Source organism: Kitasatospora sp. NPDC086009 (genome assembly GCF_044540385.1).
Lineage (GTDB): Bacteria > Actinomycetota > Actinomycetes > Streptomycetales > Streptomycetaceae > Kitasatospora.
Genome location: NZ_JBITSA010000001.1, coordinates 862,011 through 887,809 on the forward strand (window position 1 = coordinate 862,011; position 25,799 = coordinate 887,809).

The window sequence follows — 25,799 nt, forward strand, 5'->3', positions numbered from 1 at the left end:
ACACAGCACCGCGGACTCGTCGCTCAGGATTTCGAGTAATACTCCAAACCGGCTGGTGGTCATTACCTGTGGATGAGTAGCCTTGACCCCATGACCGCCCCCACCACCGACCGCCGCCGGCACGACCGGGAGATCCTCGCCCTGGCCGTCCCGGCCTTCGGCGCCCTGGTCGCCGAGCCGCTGTTCCTGCTGGCCGACTCGGCCATCGTGGGCCACCTCGGCACCCCCCAGCTGGCCGGTGTGGGTGTCGCCTCGGCCGCGCTCACCACCGCCACCGGGGTCTTCGTCTTCCTCGCCTACGCCACCACCGCCGCGGTCGCCCGCCGGATCGGTGCCGGCGACCGCCGGGCCGCCATCCAGCAGGGCATCGACGGCATCTGGCTCGCCCTCGCGCTGTCGCTCGGCGTGGTCGCCCTGGCCGTGCTGCTGGCGCCCTGGGCGGCCGACCTGCTGGGCGCCTCGGCCACCGCCGCGCCCTACGCCGTGACGTATCTGCGGATCAGCGCGCTCGGCATCCCCGCGATGCTGATGGTGATGGCCGCCACGGGCGTGCTGCGCGGCCTCCAGGACACCCGCACCCCGCTGCTGGTGGCGGTCGCGGGCTTCGCCGCCAACATCGGCCTGAACGTCGGCCTGGTGTACGGCGCCGGGCTGGGGGTGGCCGGCTCCGCCTGGGGCACCGTGCTGGCCCAGACCGGGATGGCCGCCGCCTACCTGGTCGTGGTGGTCCGCGGGGCCCGCCGGGAGCGCGCCTCGCTGCGGCCGGACGCGGCGGGTATCCGGGCCTGCGCCCGGGCCGGCGGACCGCTGATGGTCCGCACGCTGAGCCTGCGCGCCATCCTGATGATCGCCACCGCGGTCGCCGCCGGGCTCGGCGACGACGCGATAGCCGCGCACCAGGTCGCCATGACGGTCTTCCTCTTCATCGCCTTCGCCCTGGACGCCATCGCCATCGCCGGGCAGGCGATCATCGGCCGCCACCTGGGAGCCGCGGACGTCGCCGGGGCGCGGGCGGCCACCCGGCGGATGATCGAGTGGGGCATCGGCTCCGGACTGCTGCTCGGCCTGCTGGTGGTGGCGGCCCGGCCGCTGTACGTCCCGCTGTTCACGCCCGACCCGGCGGTGCAGGCCCAGCTGAACACCGTGCTGCTGCTGCTCGCCCTCTGCCAGCCGGTCTCCGGCCTGGTCTACGTCCTGGACGGGGTGCTGATGGGCGCCGGCGACGGCCCGTACCTGGCCTGGGCGATGCTGGCCACGCTGGCGGTCTTCGCCCCGGTGGCCCTCGCGGTGCCGGCCCTCGGCGCCGGACTGGCCGGGCTCTGGTGGGCGATGAACCTGTTCATGCTGGTCCGCGCGGCGTTCCTGGCCCGGCGCGCCCTGAGCGGCAAGTGGCTGGTCACCGGCGCGGTGCGGGCCTGAGCCCGGGCTCCGGTGCGGGCCTGAGCCCGGGCCCCGGTGCGGCGCCGGGGCCCGGGAACGACCGAGGGCCGGCCACCCCCCGGAAGGGGTGACCGGCCCTCGGGCCACAGCTACGGAGCTCAGGCAGCGACGACGGCGACGTCGAGGTTGGCCTGGACGTCGGAGTGCAGCTTGACCGAGACCTTGTGGGTGCCCACGGTCTTGATCGGCGAGGCGATCGCGACGGCGCGCTTGTCCACGGCCGGGCCGCCGGCGGCCTTGATGGCCTCCACGACGTCGGCCTGGGTCACCGAACCGAACAGACGGCCGGCCTCGCCCGAGCGAACGGCCAGCTTGACCTGGACGCCTTCGAGCTTGCCCTTGACCTCGTTGGCGGCCTCAAGGGTCTGGATCTCGTGGATCTTGCGGGCGCGACGGATGGCGTCGACGTCCTTCTGGCCGCCCTTGGTCCAGCGGATGGCGAAGCCACGCGGGACCAGGTAGTTGCGGGCGTAGCCGTCCTTGACCTCGACGACCTCGCCGGCGGAGCCGAGACCCGGCACCTCGTGCGTGAGGATGATCTTCATTACTTGGTCACCCTCTCTTAGCGCGCGGTGCTGGTGTAGGGCAGCAGCGCCATCTCACGGCTGTTCTTCACGGCCGTGGCGACGTCACGCTGGTGCTGGGTGCAGTTGCCGGTCACCCGGCGGGCACGGATCTTGCCGCGGTCGGAGATGAACTTCCGCAGCAGGTTCGTGTCCTTGTAGTCAACGTAGTTGACCTTGTCCTTGCAGAAGACGCAAACCTTCTTCTTCGGCTTGCGAGCAGGCGGCTTCGCCATTGTGTGCTCCATTTGGGGTTCACGGCCCGGCAGGCGTCTCACGACGCCGACGCCGGGCCGCACGAAATCTGTCAGCTCTTAGAACGGGGGCTCTTCCGAGAAGCCGCCACCGGACGGAGCGCCCCAGCTGCCGCCACTCTGGTTGCTGTTGCCACCAGAGGGAGCGCTGGACGCCCACGGGTCGTCGGACGGGCCGGACTGGCCACCGGAGTTTCCACCCCAGTTGCCGCCCTGCTGGCCGCCACCGCCGCCCCAGTTACCGCCGCCCTGGCCGCCGCCGCCCTGCTGGCCGCCGCCGAAGCCGCCGCCGCCGGGAGCGCCGGACCGGTTGGCCCGGGTGACCTTCGCGGTCGCCGAACGCAGGCTCGGGCCCACCTCGTCGACCTCGACCTCGAAGACCGTCCGCTTCTCGCCTTCCTTGGTCTCGTAAGACCGCTGGCGCAGTCGGCCCTGCACGATGACGCGCATGCCGCGCTGCAGCGACTCGGCGACGTTCTCCGCCGGCTGCCGCCAGACGTTGCACGTGAGGAAGAGGCTCTCGCCGTCCTTCCACTCGTTCGTCTGACGGTCGAAGGTGCGGGGAGTGGACGCGATGCGGAACTTCGCGACCGCCGCACCCGACGGGGTGAAGCGCAGCTCGGGGTCGTCGACGAGATTGCCGACGAGGGTGATGACGGTCTCGCCTGCCATGGTGGTGATGACCTCTCCGGAAGAGTTCCGTTCACCGCTGTTTCACGTGAAACAGCGGACGCGAGCTACCCGAGGCCCGAAGGCCTCAGAGGTGGCTCAGTGGGTGTCCGGGCGCAGGACCTTGGTCCGCAGAACCGACTCGCTCAGGCCAAGCTGGCGGTCGAGCTCCTTGACGACCTCAGGCGTGGCCTTGAGGTCGATGACCGAGTAGATGCCCTCGGACTGCTTGTTGATCTCGTAAGCCAGACGGCGACGACCCCAGGTGTCGACCTTCTCCACCTTGCCGCCGCCGTTGCGGACGACAGTGAGGAAGTTCTCGATCAGGGGGGAGACAGCGCGCTCCTCGACCGAGGGGTCGAGGATGACCATCAGCTCGTAGTGACGCATGTGTAACCCACCTCCTTTGGACTCAGCGGCCACGGTCTCTCCGTGGCAGGAGGGTTGTGCAGCGTCGGCACCGGAGTCAGTGACGACACCGGCCCACCGTAGTGGTCCGGTCCGACACTCGACCCCCGTCCACCCGGAAGAGGGCGCAAGGGGGCACAACTACACCAGTGCAGACGGCACAGCCTACCCGCACCCGGACGGCCGAACAAAATGCATAGGGGTTGTGATCCGCGCCCCAACCACCGCAATCTGGACGGAGCGGGTTTCCTGCTCGTTCGTCTCTCCGCCAGGAGGTGGGACACATGGCCCAGACCTTCCACCGGTTCCCCGCCCTCACCCTGAACACCGACGGCAACCGGCACCCCCGCGAGAACACCCTGGTCGGCATCACCCTGCTGTTGGGCGTGCTGGCCTTCACGACGTCGTTCTTCCACAATTTCCATCTGCTGAGCTCGTGGACCGGACTCCTCGGCATCGTCACCGGCCTCTGGGGGCAGTTCGTCTCCGTCACCACGGCCGAGCGCTTCGTCCTGGTCATCAGCCTCACCGCCTCGGCCTTCGGCTTCTACCTGGGCGTGGCCCACGGCGGCCTCTGGGGCTAGGCCCGCGAACCGCACCGACCGTCCCGACCGTCCAGACCTGCCCCGACCCGCCCGGACCGGCCCAGACCGGCCCAGACCACCCCGATCCCTCCGGCGCCGCCGGAACTCTCGGCGCCCCCGTCACGTACCTCATCAGTGAGACAGGTAGGTGACGGGGGCGCCGCCACGCCCGCAGCCGTGGGCGCCGGTGCCCCGGACGATAGGGTCAGCCCGAGAACCTGGGGCCGCCCGCAGCCCGACCGACGAGGAGCACCGAGCATGAGCCTGCGCCTGAGGACGATCACCCGCGAGGAGCACCTCGCCTTCATCAGGAGCCGCGCCTCTGCCAGCCACATGCAGGTGCCGTCCTGGGGCGACGTGAAGGCGGAGTGGCGTTCGGAGTCGATCGGCTGGATCGACGAGTCCAACCAGATCGTCGGCGCCGGGCTGGTGCTCTACCGCCAGCTGCCGAAGGTCAAGCGCTACCTGGCGTACCTGCCCGAGGGCCCGGTGATCGACTGGTTCGACCGCGACATCGAGCGCTGGCTCTCCCCGATGCTGGCGCACCTCAAGTCGCAGGGCGCCTTCTCGGTGAAGATGGGCCCGCCGGTGGTGATCCGCCGGTGGAACGCGCCGACCATCAAGGAGGCCATCGCCGCCAAGCAGGCCAAGCGCCTGCGCGACATCGAGGCCGACTGGTACGAGCCGCGTGCCTTCGAGGTGGCCGACCGGCTCCGCAAGGCCGGCTGGCTGCAGGGCGAGGACGGCGGCGCCGGCTTCGGCGACGTCCAGCCGCGCTACGTCTTCCAGGTGCCGCTGGCCAACCGCTCGCTGGACGACATCCAGAAGGGCTTCAACCAGCTCTGGCGCCGCAACATCAAGAAGGCCGAGAAGAGCGGCGTCGAGGTGGTCCAGGGCGGCTACGACGAGCTGCCGATCTTCCACCAGCTGTACCTGGTGACCGCCGAGCGCGACCGCTTCACCCCGCGCCCGCTGGCCTACTTCCAGCGCATGTGGAAGGCCCTCACCTCCGAGGACCCGAACCGCATGCGGCTCTACATCGCCTACCACGAGGGCGAGCCGCTGGCCGCGACCACGATGCTCGTGGTCGGCGAGCACGTCTGGTACTCCTACGGTGCCTCGGCCAACCACAAGCGCGAGGTCAAGCCGTCCAACGCGATCCAGTGGCGGATGATGCGCGACTCGTACGCGCTCGGCGGCGGGGTGTACGACCTGCGCGGCATCAGCGACACGCTGGACGAGAACGACCACCTGTTCGGCCTGATCCAGTTCAAGGTCGGCACCGGCGGCCAGGCCGCCGAGTACCTCGGCGAGTGGGACTTCCCGCTCAACAAGCTGCTGCACAAGGCGCTCGACCTCTACATGTCGCGCCGCTGAGCCGCTTGCCCGCCGTGCCCAACACCCCCTGGGAGATGACCCGATGACGCTGTCGCTCTACCTCGACACCGAACGCTGGCGCACCCACCAGCGCTCCGTCCTGGCCGAGTTCCCCGGCCTGGTGCCGGTGGCGAAGGGCAACGGCTACGGCCTGGGCAACCACCGGCTCGCCGAGGAGGCGACCCTGCTCGGCACCGGCGTGATGGCCGTCGGCACCGCCTACGAGGCGGCCGACGCGGCCGACTGGTACGGCGGCGAGCTGCTGGTGCTCACCCCGTACCGGGTCGGCGAGGAGGTGCTGCCGCTGCCGCACGCCCGGGTGATCCGGACGGTGGCGAGCCTGGACGGGCTGCGCGCGCTGCACGGCGCCCGGGTGGTGGTGGAGTGCATGACCACCATGCGCCGGCACGGGGTGAGCGCGGCCGACCTGCCGGCGGTCGCCGCCGAGCTGGACGGCGTCTCGTTCGAGGGCCTGGCGCTGCACCTGCCGATGGACCGGCCGGACGGCTCCGACCCGGTGGACGAGGTCGCCCACTGGGTGGACACCGCCCGGGCGGCCGGCATCCCCGTGCACACCGTGTTCGTCAGCCACCTCGGCGCGGCCGGCATGGAGAAGCTGGCCCAGCGCTACCCCGGCACCGTCTTCCGCGCCCGGATCGGCACCCGGCTCTGGCTCGGCGACCACGGCGCGCTGGAGGTCCGGGCCACGGTGCTGGACGTCACCCCGGTCGCGAAGGGCGACCGCTACGGCTACCGCCAGCACCCGGCGCCCGCCGACGGCCACCTGCTGGTGGTCGCCGGCGGCACCGCGCACGGCATCGGCCTGGAGGCGCCCAAGTACGTCCAGGGCATGTCCTCGCGGGCCAAGGGCATCGCCCGGGCCGGTCTGGCGACGGTCAACAAGACCAAGTCGCCGTTCAACTGGGCCGGCAAGCAGCTCTGGTTCGCCGAGCCGCCGCACATGCAGGTCTCCCTGCTCCTGCTGGACAACGAGACCAAGCCGCCGGTGGTCGGCGACGAACTCGTCCTTCAGGTCCGGCACACCACCACGCACTTCGACCGCGTGGTGGACCGCTAGAGCACGCGGCCGGGTGCCCGTCCGGGCGGACGGGCTCCCGGCCCGCCCTACGGCTTGGCGCTGCCGGCGGTCTCCGGCGCGTGCGGCTCGTCGTCGAGCCACAGCTCGGGGCCGGCCGGCGCGTAGCCGGCGTAGCTCGCCGCCTCCCGCAGCTGTCGGGCGGTGCCGACCACGAAGACGTCCGGGGCGTGGTCGAGCACCCCGCCGGACGGGTCGTCGGTGCCGTCCCAGCGCACCGGGTCGCGGTCGGGCAGCAGGATGTCGCGGATGACCATGCCGCACAGGTACAGCGTGCCGAGCAGGTGCAGCACGATGGCGAAGTGGTACCAGGACTCGCCGATCCCGTGCTGCTTGGGCCCGGTGACGAAGCCCAGGTGGGACCAGATGCCCAGGGTGTAGAGCACCTCGCAGGCCTGCCAGATCAGGAAGTCCCGCCAGCGCGGCCGGGCCAGCACCGCCAGCGGCAGCAGCCAGAGCGCGTACTGCGGCGAGTAGACCTTGTTGACCAGGATGAACGCGGCCACCACCAGGAAGGCCAGCTGGGCGAAGCGCGGGCGGCGGGGCGCCGAGAGGGCCAGCCAGGCGATCCCCAGGCAGGCGAGCACCATCAGGATGCCGATGAAGAGGTCGAGGTTGGCCAGGCCGACGCCGCGGCTCTGCATCAGGATCAGCCAGAACGAGCCGTAGTCCTCGGTGCGGTGCTCGCTGAAGACGTAGAAGGTCGACCAGCCCCGCCAGTTGGCGAGCATGATCGGCAGGTTGACCAGCAGCCAGGCACCGACCGCGCCGCCGAGCATCGCCCGGAACTCGCGCCAGCGCCCGGCCCGCCAGCAGAGCAGCAGCAGCGGACCGATCAGCAGCAGCGGGTAGAGCTTGGCGGCGGTTGCCAGGCCGATGAAGACACCGGCCCAGACCGGCCGCGAACCGGACCACCAGGCCATCGCGACGGCGGCCAGCGCGACCGCCAGCAGGTCCCAGTTGACGGTGGCGTTCAGCAGCAGGCAGGGCGCCAGCGCGAACATCAGCGCGTCCCACGGGCGGCGCCGGTGGGTGCGGGAGAGCGCGACCACGGCGACCACCGCGCAGGCCATCAGCAGGCCCGCGTTGATCGCCCAGAACCACTGCTCCTGCTGCTGGCTCGAGCCGCCGCCGGGCGTCAGCCAGGCCGCGATCTGCATGAAGAACCCGGTCAGCACCGGGTACTCCAGGTACTGCAGATCGCCCGAGGTGCCCGGGATCCGGTCCACGTAGGGGTGCAGGCCGGCCGCGAAGCCGCGCCCGGAGAACAGGTGCGGGATGTCGCTGTAACAGGCGTGGATGTACTGCGGCGACCCCGGCTGGAACCAGGCGGCGTCGTAGCAGGGCAGCTTCTGCGCCATGCCCAGCACGGAGACCACGATCACCACCAGCGCCAGGAAGCGCGCCGGGATCCACCAGGAGACGCCCAGCAGCGCGCGGCGGCCGGGCGGGCCGCCGAACACCTCGCTGCCGGCCGCGGCCACCGGGTCCTCGTCCGCCGGGACGACCACGGTGTTGGCGGGCGGGGCGACCGTGGCGGGCGGCGCGACCTTCGCGGGCACCGCCGGAGCCGGCCCGGAATCCTCGATGGGCCCGATGTGGCCGACGGGTTCGTCACGATCGCTCGACGTCATGCCGGACATCCTGCCGCACCTCCCCCGGCTGGACGAGGAGGCCCCCTGAGCGGCCCGGGGCCGATCCGGCGATTCATGGCCAAATGACGAGAATGCCGGTGCCGGCGGGGCGGGGACCGGCGGGACGGGGCAGCGCAGGGCGGGGCAGGGCGGGGCAGGGCAGCCCGGGGCAGGGCAGCGCAGCGCGGGGCAGGGCACCCAGCGCGGGGCAGGGCGGCGCCGCGCCCCCCGGCCGGGAACGACGGAACGGCGGTGGCGGACCTCCGAGGAGGTCCGCCACCGCCGTTCGCACGTCTCGCGCCGCTCGGCGCCGGGCGTCAGGGCGCCGCCGCGCCCTGCTGGGCACCACCCGTCGGACTGGGCGACATGGTCGGCTTGGTCGGCTTGGTGCTGCTGGGCGCGGGCCCGGTCGACGCGGTCGACGACGTCGGCTGCGGGGTGTTGCAGAGCCCCGGGATGAGGCAGGTGGGCGAGGATCCGCCACCGCCGTTGCCGCCACCGCCGGTCGGCGGCTGGGTCTTGGTCGGCGCCTGGGTCGGCACCGTGCCCGGGCAGTCCACGCCGGGCACACAGGCCGGCTGGGTGTTGGTGGGCTGCGTCGGCTGCTGCGCGCCCGGGTCCGGCGCGGTGGGCGCCGTGGTCTCGGTCATCGTCGGCGAGGACGAGGGCGAGGCCGTGCTCGGGGCCCCGGAGGAGTCCACCTGGGTGCCGACCGGCTGCGGCGTCGGGAAGTCCATCTTCTTCTCGTTGGCCAAGGCGGCCTTCATGTACCGGGTGAAGATGTCGGTCGGGGTGTCACCACCGTGCACCGAGTCCTTGCCGCCGGTGCCGTTGAGCGACAGGCGCTCGTGCTTGGTCGGGTCCTCGCGCCACATCGCGACGCTGGTGGCCAGCTGCGGGGTGTAGCCGACCCACCAGGCCGACTTGTTCTCGTCGGTGGTACCGGTCTTGCCGGCCACCGGGCGGCCCAGCGCGTTGCTCTTGGAGCCGGTACCGTTCTTCGCCACGTTCACCAGCACGTCGGTGACGTTGTCCGCGACGGCCGGCTCCAGCGCCTGCTTGAGCTCGGGCTTGCTGAAGCCCGGCCGCGCCGTGCCCTTCACCTCGACCTTGGTCACCGAGTACGGGTCGGCCTGCTTGCCGCTGGCCGCCAGGGTCGCGTACGCGTCGGCCATCCGGATCGGGCTCACGGTGGAGGTGCCGAGCGCGAAGGTCGGGGTCTTGGGGTCGGCGAAGCTCTCCTTGCGCACGCCCATCGCCTCGGCGATGTTGGCCACGTTCTGGCCGCCGACGTCCTGGTTGAGCTGGACGAACGGGACGTTGAAGGAGTTCTGCATGGCCGCCCGCAGCGAGACGTAGCCGCGCTTGCCGGCGTCCTCGTTCTTCTGCCGGTACGGCTTGCCGTCGTCACCGATCACCAGCGAGCCGTCCGGCTTGCGGATCTCGGACAGGTCGTCCGAGAGGTAGCGGCTGTCGGCGTTGATCCGCTTCGGCTGGCCCTTGTCGTCCTTCGCGGTCTGCACCCCGACCTGCATCGCGGCGGCCAGCACGAAGGGCTTGAAGGTCGAGCCGACCTGGACGCCCTTGGCGTCCGCGTTGTTGTCGAAGTGCTGGTTCTCCACGCCGTCGCCGCCGTATATGGCGACGATCGCACCGTCGCCGGGGCGGACGCTGGCCGCGCCGAACTGGACGAAGTTGTCCTTCTCGGGCCGCTTCTGGACGTTGAGCGTCTCGCCCTTGACGTCGTCCACGGCCTTCTTGAGGGCGTCGACCTTGTCCTTCTCGAAGGTCGTGTAGATCTTGTAGCCGCCCTTGTCGATCGACTGCTGGGTGATCGTCGGGTCCTTGGACATCATGAACTTGTTCGCGGTGTCGACCAGGTAGCTGATCTCGCCGTTCATGTTGGTCGGCGGCTTGCGCGGGATCGGCTCGGGGAACGCGGTGCACTTGGCCCGCTCCTCCGCCGTGGCGTTCTTGGTGGTGACCATCCGGTTCAGGATCCAGGTCCAGCGCTCCACGGCGCGGTCCTTGTTCGCCGCAATGGTGGGGTCGTACAGTGCGGCGCCCTTGAGCAGACCGGCCAGCATGGCGCTCTGGCAGATGTCGAGGTCCTTGGCGTCGATGCCGTAGTACGCCTGGGAGGCCGCCTGGATGCCGGTGGCCCCGCGGCCGAACCAACTGACGTTCAGGTAGTCCCGCAGGATGTCGTTCTTCTCGGTCTCCTGATTGACCTTCAGGGTGATGAAGAACTCGCGCACCTTGCGGCTGAGCGTCTGGTCCTGGCTCAGGTAGGCGTTCTTGACGTACTGCTGGGTGATCGTCGAGGCGCCCTGGGTCTCGCCGCCGGTCGCCATGTTGTACACGGCGCGCATCATGCCCACGGGGTCGATGCCGCTGTCGGTGCGGAAGGTGGCGTTCTCCGCGGCGATGACGGCGTTCTGCACGTTGGGGCTGATGTCGGCGAGCTCGACGATCTGCCGGTTGGTCTCGCCCTTGCGGGCCATCTCCGAGCCGTCGGCCCAGTAGTAGATGTTGTTCTGGTCGTTCACCAGGTCGTGGATCTGCGGGACGGTGGTGGACGCGTAGGCGTACCAGACCCCGCCCACGCAGGTCGCGAAGAAGACCAGGAAGCCGGTGAGCCACTGCTTCCACGACGGCAGCCAGCGGCGGACGCCCTGCTTGCCGAAGCGCGGGTAGTCGATGAACCGCTTCTTGCCGGGCTTGCCGGGCTTGCCACCGCGGTCATCCGCACCGGCCGCCGCCGCGCCGCCGGTGCGCTTGCCGCCCCTCTGGGCCGCCTTGCGCATCTCGGCCCGGGTCATCCGGGGCTGCTGCGCGGTCTCCCGGACACCCGCCGGACGCCTGCGGCCGGGACCGTCCGGGCCGGGCCCGTCCTGTCCCGCGCCGCCCGGGCGGCCGTTGTCACCCGGGGGCTGCCCGCCACCGTCGGCAGACCTCCGCCGTCGTTCGCTCATGTTCCAGCTACTCCTCGCCAGGCGGTCGAGCCTGAAGGCAGGGTTCACGTCCGATGCCCGCAACCGCCCTAACCCCGGAGGTGGTCCTCGTGCACACGCGACAGCGTACGCAGCCGAGAACCGCACCTAATCGGGCATCAGGTATCAATGCCCGCAAAACGGCGGCAGATCATTACATGCCCGTTGCCAAGCACACCTGCGCGTCGCCTTGTGATCACATTCACGCGTGCCCCCCTTGCTCGACCGGGGACCCAGGTTTACTGTTCTCGATATATCGAGCCGATACATCGGCACGGCATACCGCCGGAGACGGCGGGCCAGGACCCGGCCTGGAGGAAGGAGGACGACGGCATTGGGCAGGCGCTCAGGAGTGCTGGAGTTCGCCGTTCTCGGCCTGCTCCACGACGCCCCGATGCACGGGTACGAGCTGCGCAAGCGGCTCAACGTCCTGCTCGGAACGTTGCGCGCGTTCTCCTACGGAACGCTCTATCCGTGTCTGAAGAGCCTGGTGGCGCAGGGCTTCCTCGTCGAGGACAACCCGGACGACGAGTACGTCCCGGCCACCGCGCTCAACGGCAAGCGGTCCAAGATCGTCTACCGGCTCTCCCCCGAGGGCAAGGAGCGCTTCGAGGAGCTGCTGGCCGACTCCGGCCCCGACGCGTGGGAGGACGAGCACTTCGGCGTCCACTTCGCGTTCTTCGGCCAGACCGACCGGGCCGTGCGGATGCGCGTCCTGGAGGGTCGCCGCAGCCGGCTGGAGGAGCGCCTCGAACGGATGCGCAACTCGCTCGCCCGGGCCCGCGAGCGGTTCGACGACTACACCGTCGAGCTGCAGCGGCACGGCCTGGAGTCGGTGGAGCGCGAGGTCCGGTGGCTCAACGAGCTGATCGAGACCGAGCGGGCCAACCGCAGTGGCCGGACCGGACCGCTCACCGGCGGGCCGAGTACCGCAGGATCCGACAAGACTTCGGACGGCCGTGGCCAGGAGGCCGGATCCCCGGATCCGCCCGGGCCACCGTACGACCGCCCGGGGCGCTCCGACCAGGAGCGCTGACACCGCGTCCGCCCTGTGCCGCGCGGTAGGAGTGGGCGCCTCGCGCCCGTCAGGCATTCATCGAAAACGCAGGACGAGCGCCGCCGAGCACCGGCGGCCCTCATGAGATCACAGGGAGCAACCGGAATGGGTTCGGTTCGCGTAGCCATCGTGGGCGTGGGCAACTGCGCCGCGTCGCTGGTGCAGGGTGTCGAGTACTACAAGGACGCCGACCCGGCCGGCAAGGTCCCCGGCCTGATGCACGTCCAGTTCGGTGAGTACCACGTCCGTGACGTGGAGTTCGTCGCCGCCTTCGACGTCGACGCCAAGAAGGTCGGCTTCGACCTGGCCGACGCCATCGGCAGCAGCGAGAACAACACCATCAAGATCTGCGACGTGCCGCCGACCGGTGTCACCGTCCAGCGCGGCCACACCCTCGACGGCCTCGGTAAGTACTACCGGGAGACCATCGAGGAGTCCGACGAGGCCCCGGTCGACGTCGTCCAGGTCCTCAAGGACCAGCAGGTCGACGTTCTCGTCTGCTACCTGCCCGTCGGCTCGGAGCACGCGGCGAAGTTCTACGCCCAGTGCGCCATCGACGCCAAGGTCGCCTTCGTGAACGCCCTCCCGGTGTTCATCGCGGGCACCAAGGAGTGGGCGGACAAGTTCACCGAGGCCGGCGTGCCGATCGTCGGTGACGACATCAAGTCCCAGGTCGGCGCCACCATCACGCACCGCGTGATGGCCAAGCTGTTCGAGGACCGCGGTGTCGTGCTCGAGCGCACCATGCAGCTGAACGTCGGCGGCAACATGGACTTCAAGAACATGCTCGAGCGTGAGCGCCTGGAGTCCAAGAAGATCTCGAAGACGCAGGCCGTCACCTCGCAGATCCGGGACCGTGAGCTGGGCGCCAACAACGTCCACATCGGCCCGTCCGACTACGTGGCGTGGCTCGACGACCGCAAGTGGGCCTACGTCCGCCTTGAGGGTCGCGCGTTCGGCGACGTCCCGCTGAACCTCGAGTACAAGCTCGAGGTCTGGGACTCCCCGAACTCCGCCGGTGTCATCATCGACGCCGTGCGCGCCGCGAAGATCGCCAAGGACCGCGGCATCGGCGGCCCGATCCTCTCCGCGTCCTCGTACTTCATGAAGTCCCCGCCGGTCCAGTACTTCGACGACGAGGCCCGCGAGAACGTCGAGAAGTTCATCAAGGGCGAGGTCGAGCGCTGAGCTCGATGACGATCCCGATCGTCGGGCGTCCGGGTTCCGGGCGCTGAGCACAGGACACGCGCTGAACGGGTCCACGGTCCGCCGTGGGCCCGTTCACCGTTTTCCGGCGAATGTTTCACGTGAAACACGGACCGGTTCCATGGCAGTCTGGGCGGGTGGCGATCACGGACAACGGCAGCACCGACCAGACCGCGCACCGCGCCACGCTCCTCGGCCTGCTCCGCGGGCGAGATTTCCGCCGACTGCTGACCGCCCGGGTGCTCTCCCAGCTCTCCGACGGCGTCTTCCAGGTCTCGCTCGCCGCCTACGTGGTGTTCTCCCCGGAGAAGCAGTCCTCCCCCGCCGACATCGCCTCGGTGCTGGCCGTGATGCTGCTGCCGTTCTCCGTGATCGGCCCGTTCGCCGGCGTGCTGCTGGACCGCTGGCGCCGCCGTCAGGTGCTGTTCTACGGCAACCTGGCCCGGTTCGGGCTCGGCCTGGTCACCGGCGGCCTACTCCTGGCCGAGGCCCCGACCGCGCTGTTCTTCGCCTCCGCGCTGCTGGTCACCGCGCTCAACCGGTTCATCCTGGCGGGCCTGTCCGCGGCGCTGCCCCGGGTCGTCCCGCAGGACCAGCTGGTGACCGCCAACGCGCTCTCCCCCACCCTGGGCACGGTCGCCGCGGCCTCCGGCGGAGGCCTGGGCTTCCTGCTGCACCAGGTGCTGACCCCCGGGCCGAGGGCCGACGCGGCGCTGGTCACCGTCGCCGCGCTGCTCTACCTGTCGGCCGCGCTGGCGGCCCGCCGGATGGACCGGGACCTGCTGGGGCCCGAGCACCGCACCGACCGCCCGCCGCTGGGCCGGGCGCTGGTGCTGGCCGCCCGCGACCTGGGCGCGGCCGTCACCCATCTGGTCCGGGACTGCCGGCCCGCGGTGCACGCCCTCGCCGCCGTCACCGCGGCCCGGTTCTGCTACGGCGTGCTGATCGTCGTCCTGGTGATGCTCGCGCGCTACACCTTCAACGACCCGAGTGACAGCGCCGCCGGGCTGGTCACCCTGGGCCAGGCGGTCGGCCTCTCCGCCGCCGGCTTCTTCCTCGCCGCGGTGATCAGCCCGTGGTGCACCCGCCGGCTCGGGCTGGGCGGCTGGATGACGCTCTGCCTGGCGGCTCCGGTGGTCTTCGTGCCCGCGCTCGGCCTGGGCTTCTCCCTGGTGCCGTGCCTGATCGCGGCGCTGCTGCTCGGCGTGGTCACCCAGGGCACCAAGATCTGCGCCGACACCGTCGTCCAGGAGTCGGTCGAGGACGACTACCGCGGCCGCGTCTTCGCCATCTACGACGTGCTGTTCAACGTCGCCTTCGTGGCCGCCGCCGCGGTGACCGCGCTGGTGCTGCCGCTCTCCGGCCGCTCGGTCGGGGTGGTCGTGGGAGTCTCCCTGGTCTACGCGCTCGCCGCCGTGTTCTACCTGCGGGCGGCCCGGCGGACCGGACCGCTCCCCGGCGACCGGGTGTCCTGAGACCGCGCACCCTCGGAACCTGCCCCGTCCGGGTGAGTCGCTAAGGTACGTCAGATCTGTCGGAGCGACAGCACTCCGTCTCGGGGGAGAACCTGATGAGCACACCGCCCGGTCCGTACGGACCGCCGCCCCAGTACGGCTATCCGCAGGCCCCCGGGCCGGGCGTTCCGCCCCAGGGCGGACCGCCGTACGGTGCTCCGCCTCCGCAGTACGGTCCGCCCCAGCCGGCACCCGCCGGCTACGGACAGCCGCCGGCCTACGGCTACCCGGCCGCGCCGCCGCCCGCCCCGGCCGCCCCCGGGTACGGGCAACCCCCCTACGGTCCGCCGCCCGGCGGCCAGGCCCCGTACGGCCAGCAGCCGCCGTACGGGCAGCAGCCCCCGTACGGGCAACCGCCCGCCGAGCCGGCGCGCAAGACCGGGACCAAGGCCAAGCTGAAGGCCGGCGTCGCCGTGGTCGGCGGCGCCGCGCTGATCGTCGGCTACTTCGTCAGCGGCCCGAGCGTCAGCAGCGCCAAGGCGGGCGACTGCGTCAAGGCCAGTGGCTCGCGCAGTGTCGACATCGTCAAGTGCACCGACAGCAAGGCCAATTACAAGGTGCTGGCCACGTTCGACAGCACCGACACCAGCCGCTGCAGGCAGACCGTCGGAACGACCAGCACCGTCTCGGGCAAGAGCGGGCGGCGCTGGAACAAGAAGCGCTACGTGCTCTGCCTCGGTCCGCTGACCACCGGTGTGCCGCCGGTCAAGAAGTCCTGACCCCTTCTCCTCACCGCTCACCTTCCACGGGGGACCCCTTTGTCCGTTCCACCTCCCCAGATGCCGTACGGCGCCCCGCCGCCGGCCGACGCCAACCCCTACGCGGCCGGCAATCCGTACGGCGCCCAGCCGCCGCCCGCGGCCCCGCCCGGCTACGGCTACCCCGCCGCGCCGCCGCCGGCCGCACCCGGGTACGGAGTGCCCGCACAGCCCGCACCGCCCGGCTACGGCTACCCGCAGCAGCAGGCCGGGTACGCGCAGCAGGCGCCCCAGGGCGGACCGGTCTGCCGGTTCTGCGGCGGCTTCCCCGCGGTGGAGACCACCGTCCGCGGGCACCAGGGCATCATCATCGTCATGCGGTTCCTGAAGCAGCCGGGGCCGTTCTGCCGCACCTGCGGCACCGCGGTGGTCCGCGACATGTCCGCCCGCACCCTGGTCCAGGGCTGGTGGGGCTACCTGTCCTCGATCATCACGCCGATCACCCTGCTGCGGAACCTGGCCGCGCACAACAAGATCAAGGACCTGCCGCCGCCCGCCCCCGGCACCCACGGCCCGCAGCTCGACCCGGGCGTCCCGCTGACCAAGCGGCCGCACATGCTGATGCTGCTGCTGCCGATCCTCTCGATCACGTCGTTCGTCATCCTGATCACCACCGGCGCGCTGCTCGGGGCGAACCACCGCAGCGCCACGCCGTACCACCCGATCGTGCTGCCGCCGCCGGCCACGGTGTCCATGCCCCCGATGCCGACCTTCTCGCTGCCGCCGATCCCGGAGATCACCACGCCGGGTGCGGCGAAGCCGTCCTCCCCGGCCGGGGCCTCCTCGGTGCCCAGCGACATCGACCGGGCCAAGGCCGGCGACTGCCTGCGCAACGAGAACGGGACGGGCGCCACCCACGACCCCAACCCGCGGATCACGATGCTCGCCTGCTCCGACTCGCGGGCCCAGTACAAGGTGCTGCGCAAGATCCTCGCCTCCAGCGACGACAAGGCGTGCGACAACGTGCCGAACTCGGACAGCAGCTACACCCGCGAGGCGTCCACCGCGGCGCTGAGCTACGTCCTCTGCCTCCAGGGGATCAACGGCTGACGGCCCACCGCCAGGACGCGGGAGGGGTGGTCCGGGGAGTCCCCGGGCCACCCCTCCGGCGTGCCGCGCCCTGCTCAGCCCTGCTGGGCCGCCCACCAGGCACGGAGGGCGGCGACCGCCTCCTCGTGCTCCAGCGGGCCGTGCTCCAGACGCAGTTCGAGCATGTGCTTGTACGCCTTGCCGACCTGCGGACCCGGCTTGAGGTCGAGCAGCTCCATGATCTGGTTGCCGTCCAGCGCGGGGCGGACGGCGTCCAGCTCCTCCTGGGCCTTCAGTTCGGTGATCCGCTCCTCCAGCCCGTCGTACGTCCGGGAGAGCGCCGCCGCCTTCTTCCGGTTGCGGGTGGTGCAGTCGGAGCGGGTCAGCTTGTGCAGGCGCTCCAGCAGCGGCCCTGCGTCGGTGACGTAGCGGCGCACCGCCGAGTCGGTCCACTCGCCGCCGCCGTAGCCGTGGAAGCGCAGGTGCAGCTCGACCAGGCGCGAGACGTCCTCGGTGAGCTCCTTGGAGTACTTGAGCTCACGCATCCGCTTGCGGGTCATCTTGGCGCCGACCACCTCGTGGTGGTGGAAGGAGACCCGGCCGTCGGACTCGAAGCGCCGGGTCCGCGGCTTGCCGATGTCGTGCAGCAGCGCGGCGAGGCGCAGCGTGAGGTCGGGGCCGTCCTGCTCCAGGTCGATGGCCTGCTCCAGGACGGTCAGCGAGTGCTCGTAGACGTCCTTGTGCCGGTGGTGCTCGTCCCGCTCCAGCTTCAGCGCCGGCAGCTCGGGCAGCACGTGGTCGGCCAGGCCGGTGTCGACGAGCAGCCGCAGGCCCTTCACCGGGTGGGCGGCGACCAGCAGCTTGTTGAGCTCGGCCTGGACCCGCTCGGCGGAGACGATGGTGATCCGCTCGGCCATCGCGGTCATCGCGGCGACCACCTCGGGGGCCGGCTCGAAGTCCAGCTGGGCGGCGAAGCGGGCGGCCCGCATCATCCGCAGCGGGTCGTCGGAGAAGGACTCCTCCGGGGTGGCGGGGGTACGCAGCACCCGGGCCTCCAGGTCGTCCAGACCGCGGTGCGGGTCGACGAAGCCGCGGTCGGGCAGGTCGACGGCCATCGCGTTGACGGTGAAGTCACGGCGGACGAGGTCCTGCTCGATGGTGTCGCCGTAGGTGACCTCGGGCTTGCGCGAGGTGCGGTCGTACGCCTCGGAGCGGTACGTGGTGATCTCGATCAGGAAGGAGCCCTGCGGGGTGTCCTTGCGGGCGCCGACGGTGCCGAAGGCGATGCCGACGTCCCAGACGGCGTCCGCCCAGCCCTTCACCAGCTTCAGGACCTCGTGCGGACGGGCGTCGGTGGTGAAGTCCAGGTCGTTGCCGAGGCGGCCGAGCAGCGCGTCCCGGACCGAGCCGCCGACCAGCGCGAGCCGGTGCCCGGCGGCCTGGAAGCGGCGGGCGATCTCGTCGGCGACCGGGGACACCCGGAGCAGTTCCTGCAGCCCCCGGGTCTGCGCCTCGCTCAGCCCTGGGACGGCCTGGGTGGCGATGCTGGAATGATGGGCGCCGGACTCGTGGGCGGTGGGCTCATTGGCAGTGGACACGGCTCACAAGGGTACGTGGCCCGGCGGCCCCGCTGCCCGCGCGTTTTCCGGTGCTCACCCCAAGGCCCGCAACACTGCACCACCCGCCGCATCGTTACCATGCCGGGTGGAGCGAGTCTCGGGCACCGGCGAGGAGCCGCGGTGCCGCGCGCCGGCACGGCCGACCGGACCGTCGGGCGGACGCGTTCCTCACCACCGATCCACCGATCCACCGATCCACGGCCGGTCCTCTCCGGCCGGCGGGACATCCGCAGCAGTACAGCATCAAGCAGCGAGCAATCGAGAACGGCGAGGGCGAAGCGCGTGGGCGAGCCGGCACGGCACTCGGGCCTGGAGGCGGACGGACACCCTGGGCGGGCCTGCGAACGCACCGGAGGCGGTGCCGACGGGCGGGGCCCGGGGCGCCGCCCGGCGCGTGCCGTCCGGCGGCTGGCGGCCGTCCTCGGCGCCGCGCTGGCGCTACTCCCGGCCGTGCCGGCCGGAGCGACCGGGGCGTCGCCCGCCGGGGGCGGCCGTCCGGCGGCCGGGACGGCGGTCTCCGCCGAGTACCCGGTGGTGATGACCATCGACGGCGTGAACAAGCCGGTGGCCGTCCAGAACGGCACCGTGACGATCACCGGGCAGGTCACCAACGCCGGTCAATCGGTGCTGAAGTCGGCCCACGCCGCGGTGCGCAAGCCCTGGCAGGGCCGGCCGCTGACCACCCGCAGCGATCTGACCGTGACCGCCGGGCGGACCAACCCGGTCGGCGCGGACGGCGTCGACCTGGACAGCCCCCAGTACGCGCTGAACGAGCTGGGCCCGGGCCAGAGCCAGCCGTTCACGCTGAGCGTCGCGGTGGCCGACCTCCAGCTGTCCGGCGGTGAGGGCGTCTACGAGCTCGCCGTGGACGTCTGGGGCTCGACCGGCGACAACCAGCACGACCGCCCGCTGGGCATCGCCCGCACCTTCCTGCCCTACACCCCGTCCACGGCCGAGGCGCAGCCCTCCAAGCTCACCACCGTCTGGCCGCTGGTCCACGCCCCGGTGCTGGCCGCGCAGACGATGTCCGACAACGACCAGAGCATCCCGGTGCTGCGCGACGACAGCCTGGCGGCGGAGTTCGCGCCGGGCGGCCGGCTCTACGAGCTGGTGGAGACCGGCGCCACACTGCCGAACCTGACCTGGGTGGTCGACCCGGACCTGCTGGACACCGCGTTCGCGATGACCAAGCAGTACCGGGTGCAGAAGCCCGACACGGAGAAGAAGGCGGCGAAGGAGGACAACACCGTCGCGGGCAGCGGCTCGGCGGCCGCCACGGCCTGGCTGGAGAAGCTTCGGGCCGCCGTGACGAAGGCGGGCAGCCAGGTGGTGTCGCTGCCGTACGCCGATCCCGACCTCGCCTCGATCGCGCACAACGCCGCCGAGCTCCCGGGGGTGGACGACGCGCTCGGCAAGGCCGCCACGGCGGGCCGGCTGACCGTCGAGGGCCGGCTGTCGGTGGACACCCGCTCGGACGTGGCCTGGCCCTACCAGGGCTACCTGGACCAGCAGATCGCGGCGATGGCCCAGCGCACCGGCAGCTCCCTGGTGCTGGTGAACGGCGCGAGCCTGCCGGAGCCGGACGCGTTGAAGTACACCCCGACCGCCGTGCGCCCGATCGGCAACGGACAGAACGCGGTGGTGGCCGACGAGACCGTCTCCGCGCTGTTCGACCGGGACCTGAACACGCCGCAGGAGCAGACCCTGGCGGTCCAGCGCTTCCTCGCCGAGACCTTCGTGATCTCCCGGCAGGAGCCGCAGAACCCGCGCGGTCTGCTGGTGATGCCGCCGCGCGACCTGACCGCCGGCACCGCCAAGGCGCTCGCCACCGCGGTGCTGGCGGCGCAGGCCGGCAGGTGGGTGGACCCGGTCAAGCTGGACACGCTCGCCCAGGCCGCGGCCGATCCGAAGGCCAACACCGCCGTCCCGGCGGCCACCGACTACCCGTCGCAGGCCCGGGCCTCGGAGCTGCCGTCCTCGGCGCTGACCGACACCATCAGGATCCAGAGCGATCTGGACACCCTGATGCGCGTGCTCACCCTGCCCCAGCGGGTGCGCGGCCCGTTCAGCGCCGCGATGGTCCGCTCGATGTCGACCCAGTGGCGGGCACAGGCGCCGGAGGGCTCCGTCTACCGGGCCGGCGTGGCGGGCTACCTCAGCGAGCTGACCAGGGCGGTGTACGTCCCGAAGAAGAACGTCATCACCTTCGCCGGTGACACCGGGGTGCTCCAGGTGAGCGTGCGCAACGACCTCACCCAGCCGGTCACCAACCTCAAGCTGGTGCTGCTCCCGAGCCAGGCCAACCGGCTCAAGATCCGGCCCGCCGAGGAGCTGGTGCTGCCCGCTTCGCAGAGCGTCACCCTGCGGTTCCCGGCCGAGGCCCAGAACAACGGGCCGGTGTCCGTGACCGCCCAGCTCTGGACCACCGGGCCGAACCCGCAGAAGTACGGCAAGGAGCAGGTCTTCACCGTGGAGGTCACCTCGGTGACCAACGGGGTGCTGTACGTCTTCGGCGGCGGGCTGGTGCTGCTCCTGCTGGCGGCCCTGCGGTTCTTCCGCCAGCGCAAGCGCCGTGCGGAGGACGACGGCGACGAGCCGTACGGTGACGCGCCGCTGGGCGACCACCCGCTCGACGACGCCCCGGCGGCCGCCGGCGGGGCAGCCGACCGGCCGGCCCGGCCCGAGGAGGCGGCGGACCGGGCGGAGCCTGCGGCGGCGGACGGGGACGGCCCGCAGGGGCCGGAGCGTGGAGGAGCCGCGCAGACACCGCGCGGCAGCACCGCAGATGGCCGGGATCGGACCACCAGTGATGAGAAGGTTGGTCCTTGACACCGCCGATACCCGCCCGTTTTCTCCGGGGCGGCCTCCCCCACGACATCGAAGAGGTGACATGACCGGGCGCAGCGAGGAGCGGCCGCCGGGCCGCGGTGAGGGCCGGCCGGGTGCCGAGTCGCCGTCCGGCGACTGGTACGTGGCCGACACCTACGCCCAGGACCCGTACGCGGCCGACGCGTACCAGGGTCCCCAGGACGGCCAGGACCCGTACGGTCTGCGGGCCGCCCGGCCGGCCGAGCCGCAGCCGCCGGTCGCCGCGTACGACGTGCCGCCGCAGCTGCCGCCGCAGAACGGCGGCTACCCGACGCCGGTCCCCCCGGCGACGTTCGCCCCGCCCGTCCCGCCGGTGCAGCCCGGCTGGGACACCCCGGTGCAGCAGGGCGCGGCCGAGCAGCCGGTGGCGGCCTGGCAGCAGAGCGCGCCCCACTGGGAGCAGCCGGCCCCGGTCGGCGGCCAGTGGGGCGGCCAGGAGCAGCCGCACCAGCAGCAGTGGCAGCCTGGCCCGGCGCATTCGGCCTGGGACTCCGAGAGCACCGAGTACGTGGGGGTGGACGGCCTGTTCGGCGGCCGGTCCGCCGAGGCCGCGGCCCGCCCGCCGGCCCAGCAGCCGCCGGCTCCCCCGATGACGGCCCAGCCGCCGGTCGGACCGGCGCCGTTCCCGTCCTCCGCGCCGTTCCCCCCGGCCGGCGCGTACCACGGGAACCCGGGCCACCCCGGTCCGCAGGGCTACCGCAACGGTCCGGAGGGGCAGCGCCCGTTCGTGCCGCCGATCGAGTTCGACCCGCCGCTCTCCGAGGAGGAGGCCACCATGCAGGTGGCGGCGGTCCAGCTGCCGCCCGCGGTGGAGCCGCTGGAGGAGCTGGCCGCCGAGGCGCCCGCCGCACCGGCCCCCGCCACCGGCGGCGGCAAGGTGTCGAGCCTGCTGAACTCCAGCGCCATCATGGCGGCCGGCACGCTCGTCTCCCGCGGCACCGGCTTCCTGCGCACCATGGTGATCGCCGCCGCGATCGGCCTGGGCGTGATGGGTGACTCCTACAACGCGGCGAACACCCTGCCCACCCTGCTCTACATCCTGATCGGCGGCGGCGCCCTGAACGCCGTCTTCGTGCCGCAGCTGGTCCGCAGCATGAAGAACGACGCGGACGGCGGCACGGCCTACGCGAACCGGCTGCTCACCCTGGTGATGGTGGGCCTGGCCGGGGTGACCTTCGTGGCCGTGCTGGGCGCTCCGCTGCTGGTGCAGCTGATCGCGCACCCGCTCATGGGCAACGCCGCCAGCGCCGACACCACGGTGGCCCTGGCCCGCTACTGCCTGCCGACCATCTTCTTCATGGGCGTCCACGTGGTGATGGGGCAGATCCTCAACGCCCGCGGCCGCTTCGGCGCGATGATGTGGACCCCGGTCCTGAACAACATCGTGGTGATCTTCACCTTCTCCGCCTACCTCTGGGTCTACGGCGGCGCCGGCACCACCCAGGTCAGCCCGGAGACGATCTCCCCCGAGGGCGTCCGGCTGCTCGGGATCGGCACCCTGGTCGGCCTCGCCGTCCAGGCGCTGTCGATGGTCCCGTACCTGCGGGCGGCCGGCTTCCACTACCGGCCGCGCTTCGACTGGCGCGGCCACGGCCTGGGCAAGGCCGCCCGGCTGGCCAAGTGGACCTTCTTCTTCGTGCTGGCCAACCAGGCCGGCTACCTGGTCATCACCCAGCTCGCCACCTCGGCCGGGGACTCCGCCGCGAAGGGCGGCCACGGCGGTGTGGGTCTCGTCGCCTTCTCCAACGCCCTGCTGATCTGGCAGCTGCCGCAGGCCGTCATCGTCGTCTCGATCATGAGCGCAGTGCTCCCCCGGCTCTCCCGGGCCGCTGCCGACGAGGACGCCGGCGCGGTGCGCGACGACCTCTCGCACGGGCTGCGCAGCACCGCGGTGGCGGTCGTCCCGGCCGCGTTCCTGTTCCTCTCGCTCGGCCCGGCGATCGGCCGCGCGATCTACGCCGTGGGCGGCAACGAGGTGGCCCTGGACAACGCCACCAACGTCGGTCTGATGCTCTCAGCCTTCGCTCTGGGCCTGATCCCGTACTCGGCGCAGTACGTGATGCTGCGCGGCTTCTACGCGTACGAGGACACCCGGACGCCGTTCTCCAACACCGTCTGGGTGGCGGCCTGCCAGGCCGTGTTCTCCCTGCTCTGCTGGATCGTCCTGCCGTCCGAGTGGGTCGTGACGGGCATGGCGTTCGGGTACGGTCTCGCGTACGCCGTCGGAGTGACGGTGGCGGTGCCCAAGCTGAAGAAGAAGATCGGCGGCCTGGACACCAAGCGGATCGGCAAGACCTACACCCGGCTGATCACCGCCTGTGTGCCGGCCACCCTGGTCGGGCTGGGCGTCAGCCTGGCGGTCCAGCAGGTCATCGACGGCTGGACCGGCAGTGTGCTGACCATCGTCCTGGCCGGCGGCGTCCAGCTGGCCGTCTTCGTGCTGATCGCGAAGAAGCTGCGGATCGAGGAGCTGAACGCCATGCTGGGCATGGTGCGCGGCCGACTGGGTCGCTGACCCTTCGTACCAACCGGTCCGTCCGGACGGCGCCCTGACCGGGCGCCAACCGGACGGACCGGACTCTCCGCCCCCCACGGGCGGGTGCTGGGCCGCCGTCGGTGTCCGGGATCGCCCGGGACCGAGCCGGCGGCCCAGTGTCGGATCTGCACCACATCTCTCCACCGGCACGCAACCGCGGGTACCTTTCAGCGGTCGTACTCGGTGGAGAAGAGTGGGCACAATTGTCCTGGAGCACAGGGCCTCGGCCCGAGCGCTCCAGCGACTCTCTCAGGCCGGGGCGACACAAGGGGAGGCAGGACCACGGTGGCTGATGGCACCAAGGCGGTCGTCGACACGTCAGCAGCTGACGGGGCGGCGGACGAAGCCGCACTGGCCGCGGCGATCGACGAGCTCGCCGAGACGGCCCCGTCCACCACGTCCGGCGAGGACGCCGAGGACGCCGACGAGGACCGGGCGAAGCCCGCGCGCCCCGCCGGCGAGGAGACCTCGGAGATCACCGCGCCGCTCTCCGCCGACGAGATCCGGGCCGAGCTCGCCGCCCGCGAGGCCGGGCCCAAGCCGGCCGCGGCGCCCGCCGGCCGGCCCTCCGGGCGCCCCCCGCAGGACCCGCAGCCGACCCACGACCCCCGTGACACCGCCACCCTCCCGCGGACTCTGCCCGCCCCGCTGCGGCACAGCGGCGACAAGGTCGGCCACCGGTACCGGCTGGAGGAGTGCATCTCCCACACCGAGACCTTCAGCAGCTGGCGAGCGGTCGACGAGAAGCTGCGCCGGGCCGTCGGCGTCCACCTGATGGCCTCCGGTCACCAGCGCGCCCGGGCGGTGCTGGCGGCCGCCAAGTCGGCCGCGCTGCTCGGCGACCCGCGCTTCGTCCAGGTCCTGGACGCCGTCCAGGAGGGCGAGCTGGTCTACGTCGTGCGGGAGTGGCTGCCGCACGCCTCCGACCTCGCCAAGCTGCTCGTCACCGGCCCGATGGAGCCGCACGAGGCCTACCAGATGGTCCGCCAGGTCACCGACGCGGTGGCCGCCGCCCACCGGCGCGGCCAGGCGCATCTGCGGCTCACCCCGCGCTGCGTGCTGCGCACCGACAGCGGCCAGTACCGGATCAACGGCATCGCCGTCGACGCCGCCCTGCGCGGTCTGCCCGCCGAGGGCGCCGACGAGGACGCCGAGCGCACCGACACCCGTGCCATCGGCGCCCTGCTGTTCGCCGCGCTCACCCACCGCTGGCCGTTCCCGGAGGACCGCTACGACCTCCAGGGCCTGCCGAAGGACCTCCGCGACGTCCCGCCGGACCAGGTCCGGGCCGGCGTCCACAAGGGCCTGTCCGAGCTGGCCGCGCGCGCCCTGTTCGACCAGCCGCCGCACCACGCGGAGCCGATCTCCACCCCGGAGGAGCTGGCCAGGGCGATCGCGCTGATGCCGCGGATCCGCCCGCCCGAGCCGGAGCTGCCCGCCTTCACCCCGCCGCCCCGGCACACCACCCACGCACTGCCCACCGCGCCCAACCCGACCCGGGTGGTGGCCGCCCCCGGCGCCGGACCGGCGCCCGCCCCGGCCCGTCAGACCCCGGTCCGGCGCACCCGCCGCCGGCTGCGCCGGGCGCTCAAGGTGACGGCCTGGACGGTGGCCCTCGGCGCGATCGGCGTTGCCTCCTGGCAGCTGGTGGACCACCTGCGCAACCCCGGGACCTCCGTGGCCGCCACCGACCCCTCGCCCTCCGGGACGTCGCCGACCGCGCACACCGCCCCGCACCCGCCGGTGCCGATCCAGATCAAGGACGCCCAGGCGTTCAGCCCGTCGGGCGAGAACAAGTACTCCCCGGCCAAGGCCTTCGACGGCGACCCCGGCACGTCCTGGGTCAGCTCCTGGTACAACGACCAGCTGGGCCCCAAGCCCGCCCTCCGGGACGGCATCGGCCTGCTGCTCGACCTCGGTTCCCCGCAGGCCGTCAGCTCGGTCAGCGCGCAGTTCGTCGGCAGCACCACGGCGGAGTTGCGGATCCCCGGCCCGCAGGCGGCCGGCGACCCGGCCAAGGCACAGCCGGGCGACTTCACGGCGGTCGGCAAGCAGAGCGGCACCACGCTCGACTACGCCCTGGAGAAACCGGTCACCACCCGCTACCTCTTGCTCTGGATGACCAGCCTGCCGAAGGATACGGACGGCAAGTACAAGGCCTACGTCTCCGAGGTCAAGGTCTCCGGCTGACCGG

19 protein-coding genes are annotated in these 25,799 nt (G+C 71.9%); 12 read left to right on the top strand and 7 right to left on the bottom strand.

What is annotated here, in order from left to right; translation table 11 throughout:
* The first annotated feature begins 90 nt into the window (after positions 1–90).
* Complete coding sequence (locus tag ACIF6L_RS03995; RefSeq protein ID WP_359805962.1) at positions 91–1,419, top strand: MATE family efflux transporter; 1,329 nt, start codon at positions 91–93, stop codon at positions 1,417–1,419.
* A gap of 119 nt (positions 1,420–1,538) precedes the next feature.
* Here the strand turns inward: ACIF6L_RS03995 and rplI are convergent, their stop codons facing one another.
* The 4 genes from rplI to rpsF all read right to left on the bottom strand — a co-directional run bounded on the left by rplI (position 1,539) and on the right by rpsF (position 3,316).
* Entirely contained in the window at positions 1,539–1,985 is a 447-nt protein-coding gene (rplI, locus tag ACIF6L_RS04000) for a 50S ribosomal protein L9 (protein WP_329488772.1), read from the bottom strand.
* A gap of 17 nt (positions 1,986–2,002) precedes the next feature.
* Positions 2,003–2,239: a 30S ribosomal protein S18 gene (gene rpsR, locus ACIF6L_RS04005; protein WP_030304537.1), complete on the bottom strand. Its 237-nt coding sequence runs from the start codon at positions 2,237–2,239 to the stop codon at positions 2,003–2,005.
* A gap of 78 nt (positions 2,240–2,317) precedes the next feature.
* Complete coding sequence (locus tag ACIF6L_RS04010; protein WP_329488773.1) at positions 2,318–2,929, bottom strand: single-stranded DNA-binding protein; 612 nt, start codon at positions 2,927–2,929, stop codon at positions 2,318–2,320.
* A gap of 96 nt (positions 2,930–3,025) precedes the next feature.
* A complete protein-coding gene (gene rpsF / locus ACIF6L_RS04015; protein WP_329488774.1) occupies positions 3,026–3,316 on the bottom strand; it encodes a 30S ribosomal protein S6 in 291 nt (96 codons plus the stop codon).
* 302 nt (positions 3,317–3,618) lie between these two features.
* Between rpsF and ACIF6L_RS04020 the strand changes: the two genes are divergently transcribed.
* From ACIF6L_RS04020 to ACIF6L_RS04030, 3 genes are all read left to right on the top strand, one after another.
* Positions 3,619–3,918 carry a hypothetical protein gene (locus tag ACIF6L_RS04020; RefSeq protein ID WP_396486064.1) on the top strand — a complete coding sequence of 100 codons (300 nt, stop codon included), beginning with the start codon at positions 3,619–3,621 and terminating at the stop codon, positions 3,916–3,918.
* A gap of 258 nt (positions 3,919–4,176) precedes the next feature.
* On the top strand, positions 4,177–5,295 hold the full coding sequence (locus ACIF6L_RS04025) for a peptidoglycan bridge formation glycyltransferase FemA/FemB family protein (RefSeq protein ID WP_329488776.1): 1,119 nt from the start codon (positions 4,177–4,179) through the stop codon (positions 5,293–5,295).
* A 43-nt stretch (positions 5,296–5,338) separates the two neighbouring features.
* Positions 5,339–6,373 (top strand): alanine racemase, encoded by a 1,035-nt coding sequence (locus ACIF6L_RS04030; protein ID WP_352288536.1) that lies wholly within the window; start codon positions 5,339–5,341, stop codon positions 6,371–6,373.
* Positions 6,374–6,420: 47 nt separating this feature from the next.
* Here the strand turns inward: ACIF6L_RS04030 and ACIF6L_RS04035 are convergent, their stop codons facing one another.
* Positions 6,421–8,025 carry a glycosyltransferase 87 family protein gene (locus ACIF6L_RS04035; protein WP_359805957.1) on the bottom strand — a complete coding sequence of 535 codons (1,605 nt, stop codon included), beginning with the start codon at positions 8,023–8,025 and terminating at the stop codon, positions 6,421–6,423.
* Positions 8,026–8,342: 317 nt separating this feature from the next.
* Complete coding sequence (locus ACIF6L_RS04040; protein WP_396486065.1) at positions 8,343–11,000, bottom strand: transglycosylase domain-containing protein; 2,658 nt, start codon at positions 10,998–11,000, stop codon at positions 8,343–8,345.
* Between the two features lie 352 nt (positions 11,001–11,352).
* Between ACIF6L_RS04040 and ACIF6L_RS04045 the strand changes: the two genes are divergently transcribed.
* From ACIF6L_RS04045 to ACIF6L_RS04065, 5 genes are all read left to right on the top strand, one after another.
* Positions 11,353–12,054 carry a helix-turn-helix transcriptional regulator gene (locus ACIF6L_RS04045; RefSeq protein ID WP_329488780.1) on the top strand — a complete coding sequence of 234 codons (702 nt, stop codon included), beginning with the start codon at positions 11,353–11,355 and terminating at the stop codon, positions 12,052–12,054.
* A gap of 126 nt (positions 12,055–12,180) precedes the next feature.
* Positions 12,181–13,263, top strand: a complete 1,083-nt coding sequence (locus ACIF6L_RS04050) for an inositol-3-phosphate synthase (RefSeq protein WP_329488781.1) — start codon at positions 12,181–12,183, stop codon at positions 13,261–13,263.
* Between the two features lie 155 nt (positions 13,264–13,418).
* On the top strand, positions 13,419–14,756 hold the full coding sequence (locus ACIF6L_RS04055) for an MFS transporter (RefSeq protein WP_380387595.1): 1,338 nt from the start codon (positions 13,419–13,421) through the stop codon (positions 14,754–14,756).
* A gap of 95 nt (positions 14,757–14,851) precedes the next feature.
* Positions 14,852–15,514 (top strand): hypothetical protein, encoded by a 663-nt coding sequence (locus ACIF6L_RS04060; protein ID WP_396486066.1) that lies wholly within the window; start codon positions 14,852–14,854, stop codon positions 15,512–15,514.
* Between the two features lie 60 nt (positions 15,515–15,574).
* Positions 15,575–16,603 carry a hypothetical protein gene (locus ACIF6L_RS04065; RefSeq protein WP_396486067.1) on the top strand — a complete coding sequence of 343 codons (1,029 nt, stop codon included), beginning with the start codon at positions 15,575–15,577 and terminating at the stop codon, positions 16,601–16,603.
* 74 nt (positions 16,604–16,677) lie between these two features.
* On the opposite strand, the gene ACIF6L_RS04070 is transcribed toward ACIF6L_RS04065, so the two are convergent.
* Positions 16,678–18,126 (bottom strand): CCA tRNA nucleotidyltransferase, encoded by a 1,449-nt coding sequence (locus ACIF6L_RS04070; RefSeq protein WP_396486185.1) that lies wholly within the window; start codon positions 18,124–18,126, stop codon positions 16,678–16,680.
* Positions 18,127–18,483: 357 nt separating this feature from the next.
* Between ACIF6L_RS04070 and ACIF6L_RS04075 the strand changes: the two genes are divergently transcribed.
* The 3 genes from ACIF6L_RS04075 to ACIF6L_RS04085 all read left to right on the top strand — a co-directional run bounded on the left by ACIF6L_RS04075 (position 18,484) and on the right by ACIF6L_RS04085 (position 25,795).
* A complete protein-coding gene (locus ACIF6L_RS04075; RefSeq protein ID WP_396486068.1) occupies positions 18,484–21,030 on the top strand; it encodes a DUF6049 family protein in 2,547 nt (848 codons plus the stop codon).
* A 61-nt stretch (positions 21,031–21,091) separates the two neighbouring features.
* Positions 21,092–23,584 carry a murein biosynthesis integral membrane protein MurJ gene (gene murJ, locus ACIF6L_RS04080; RefSeq protein ID WP_396486069.1) on the top strand — a complete coding sequence of 831 codons (2,493 nt, stop codon included), beginning with the start codon at positions 21,092–21,094 and terminating at the stop codon, positions 23,582–23,584.
* Between the two features lie 306 nt (positions 23,585–23,890).
* A complete protein-coding gene (locus ACIF6L_RS04085; protein ID WP_396486070.1) occupies positions 23,891–25,795 on the top strand; it encodes a protein kinase family protein in 1,905 nt (634 codons plus the stop codon).
* Positions 25,796–25,799: the final 4 nt, after the last annotated feature.

Coding starts and splice junctions, on each gene's coding strand:
- ACIF6L_RS04065 (WP_396486067.1), top strand. CDS start 15,575: ATGCCGTACGGCGCCCCGCCGCCGGCCGACGCCAACCCCTACGCGGCC.
- rplI (WP_329488772.1), bottom strand. CDS start 1,985: ATGAAGATCATCCTCACGCACGAGGTGCCGGGTCTCGGCTCCGCCGGC.
- ACIF6L_RS04035 (WP_359805957.1), bottom strand. CDS start 8,025: ATGACGTCGAGCGATCGTGACGAACCCGTCGGCCACATCGGGCCCATC.
- ACIF6L_RS04040 (WP_396486065.1), bottom strand. CDS start 11,000: ATGAGCGAACGACGGCGGAGGTCTGCCGACGGTGGCGGGCAGCCCCCG.
- ACIF6L_RS04025 (WP_329488776.1), top strand. CDS start 4,177: ATGAGCCTGCGCCTGAGGACGATCACCCGCGAGGAGCACCTCGCCTTC.
- rpsR (WP_030304537.1), bottom strand. CDS start 2,239: ATGGCGAAGCCGCCTGCTCGCAAGCCGAAGAAGAAGGTTTGCGTCTTC.
- ACIF6L_RS04010 (WP_329488773.1), bottom strand. CDS start 2,929: ATGGCAGGCGAGACCGTCATCACCCTCGTCGGCAATCTCGTCGACGAC.
- ACIF6L_RS04030 (WP_352288536.1), top strand. CDS start 5,339: ATGACGCTGTCGCTCTACCTCGACACCGAACGCTGGCGCACCCACCAG.
- ACIF6L_RS04060 (WP_396486066.1), top strand. CDS start 14,852: ATGAGCACACCGCCCGGTCCGTACGGACCGCCGCCCCAGTACGGCTAT.
- ACIF6L_RS03995 (WP_359805962.1), top strand. CDS start 91: ATGACCGCCCCCACCACCGACCGCCGCCGGCACGACCGGGAGATCCTC.
- rpsF (WP_329488774.1), bottom strand. CDS start 3,316: ATGCGTCACTACGAGCTGATGGTCATCCTCGACCCCTCGGTCGAGGAG.
- ACIF6L_RS04050 (WP_329488781.1), top strand. CDS start 12,181: ATGGGTTCGGTTCGCGTAGCCATCGTGGGCGTGGGCAACTGCGCCGCG.
- ACIF6L_RS04020 (WP_396486064.1), top strand. CDS start 3,619: ATGGCCCAGACCTTCCACCGGTTCCCCGCCCTCACCCTGAACACCGAC.
- murJ (WP_396486069.1), top strand. CDS start 21,092: ATGACCGGGCGCAGCGAGGAGCGGCCGCCGGGCCGCGGTGAGGGCCGG.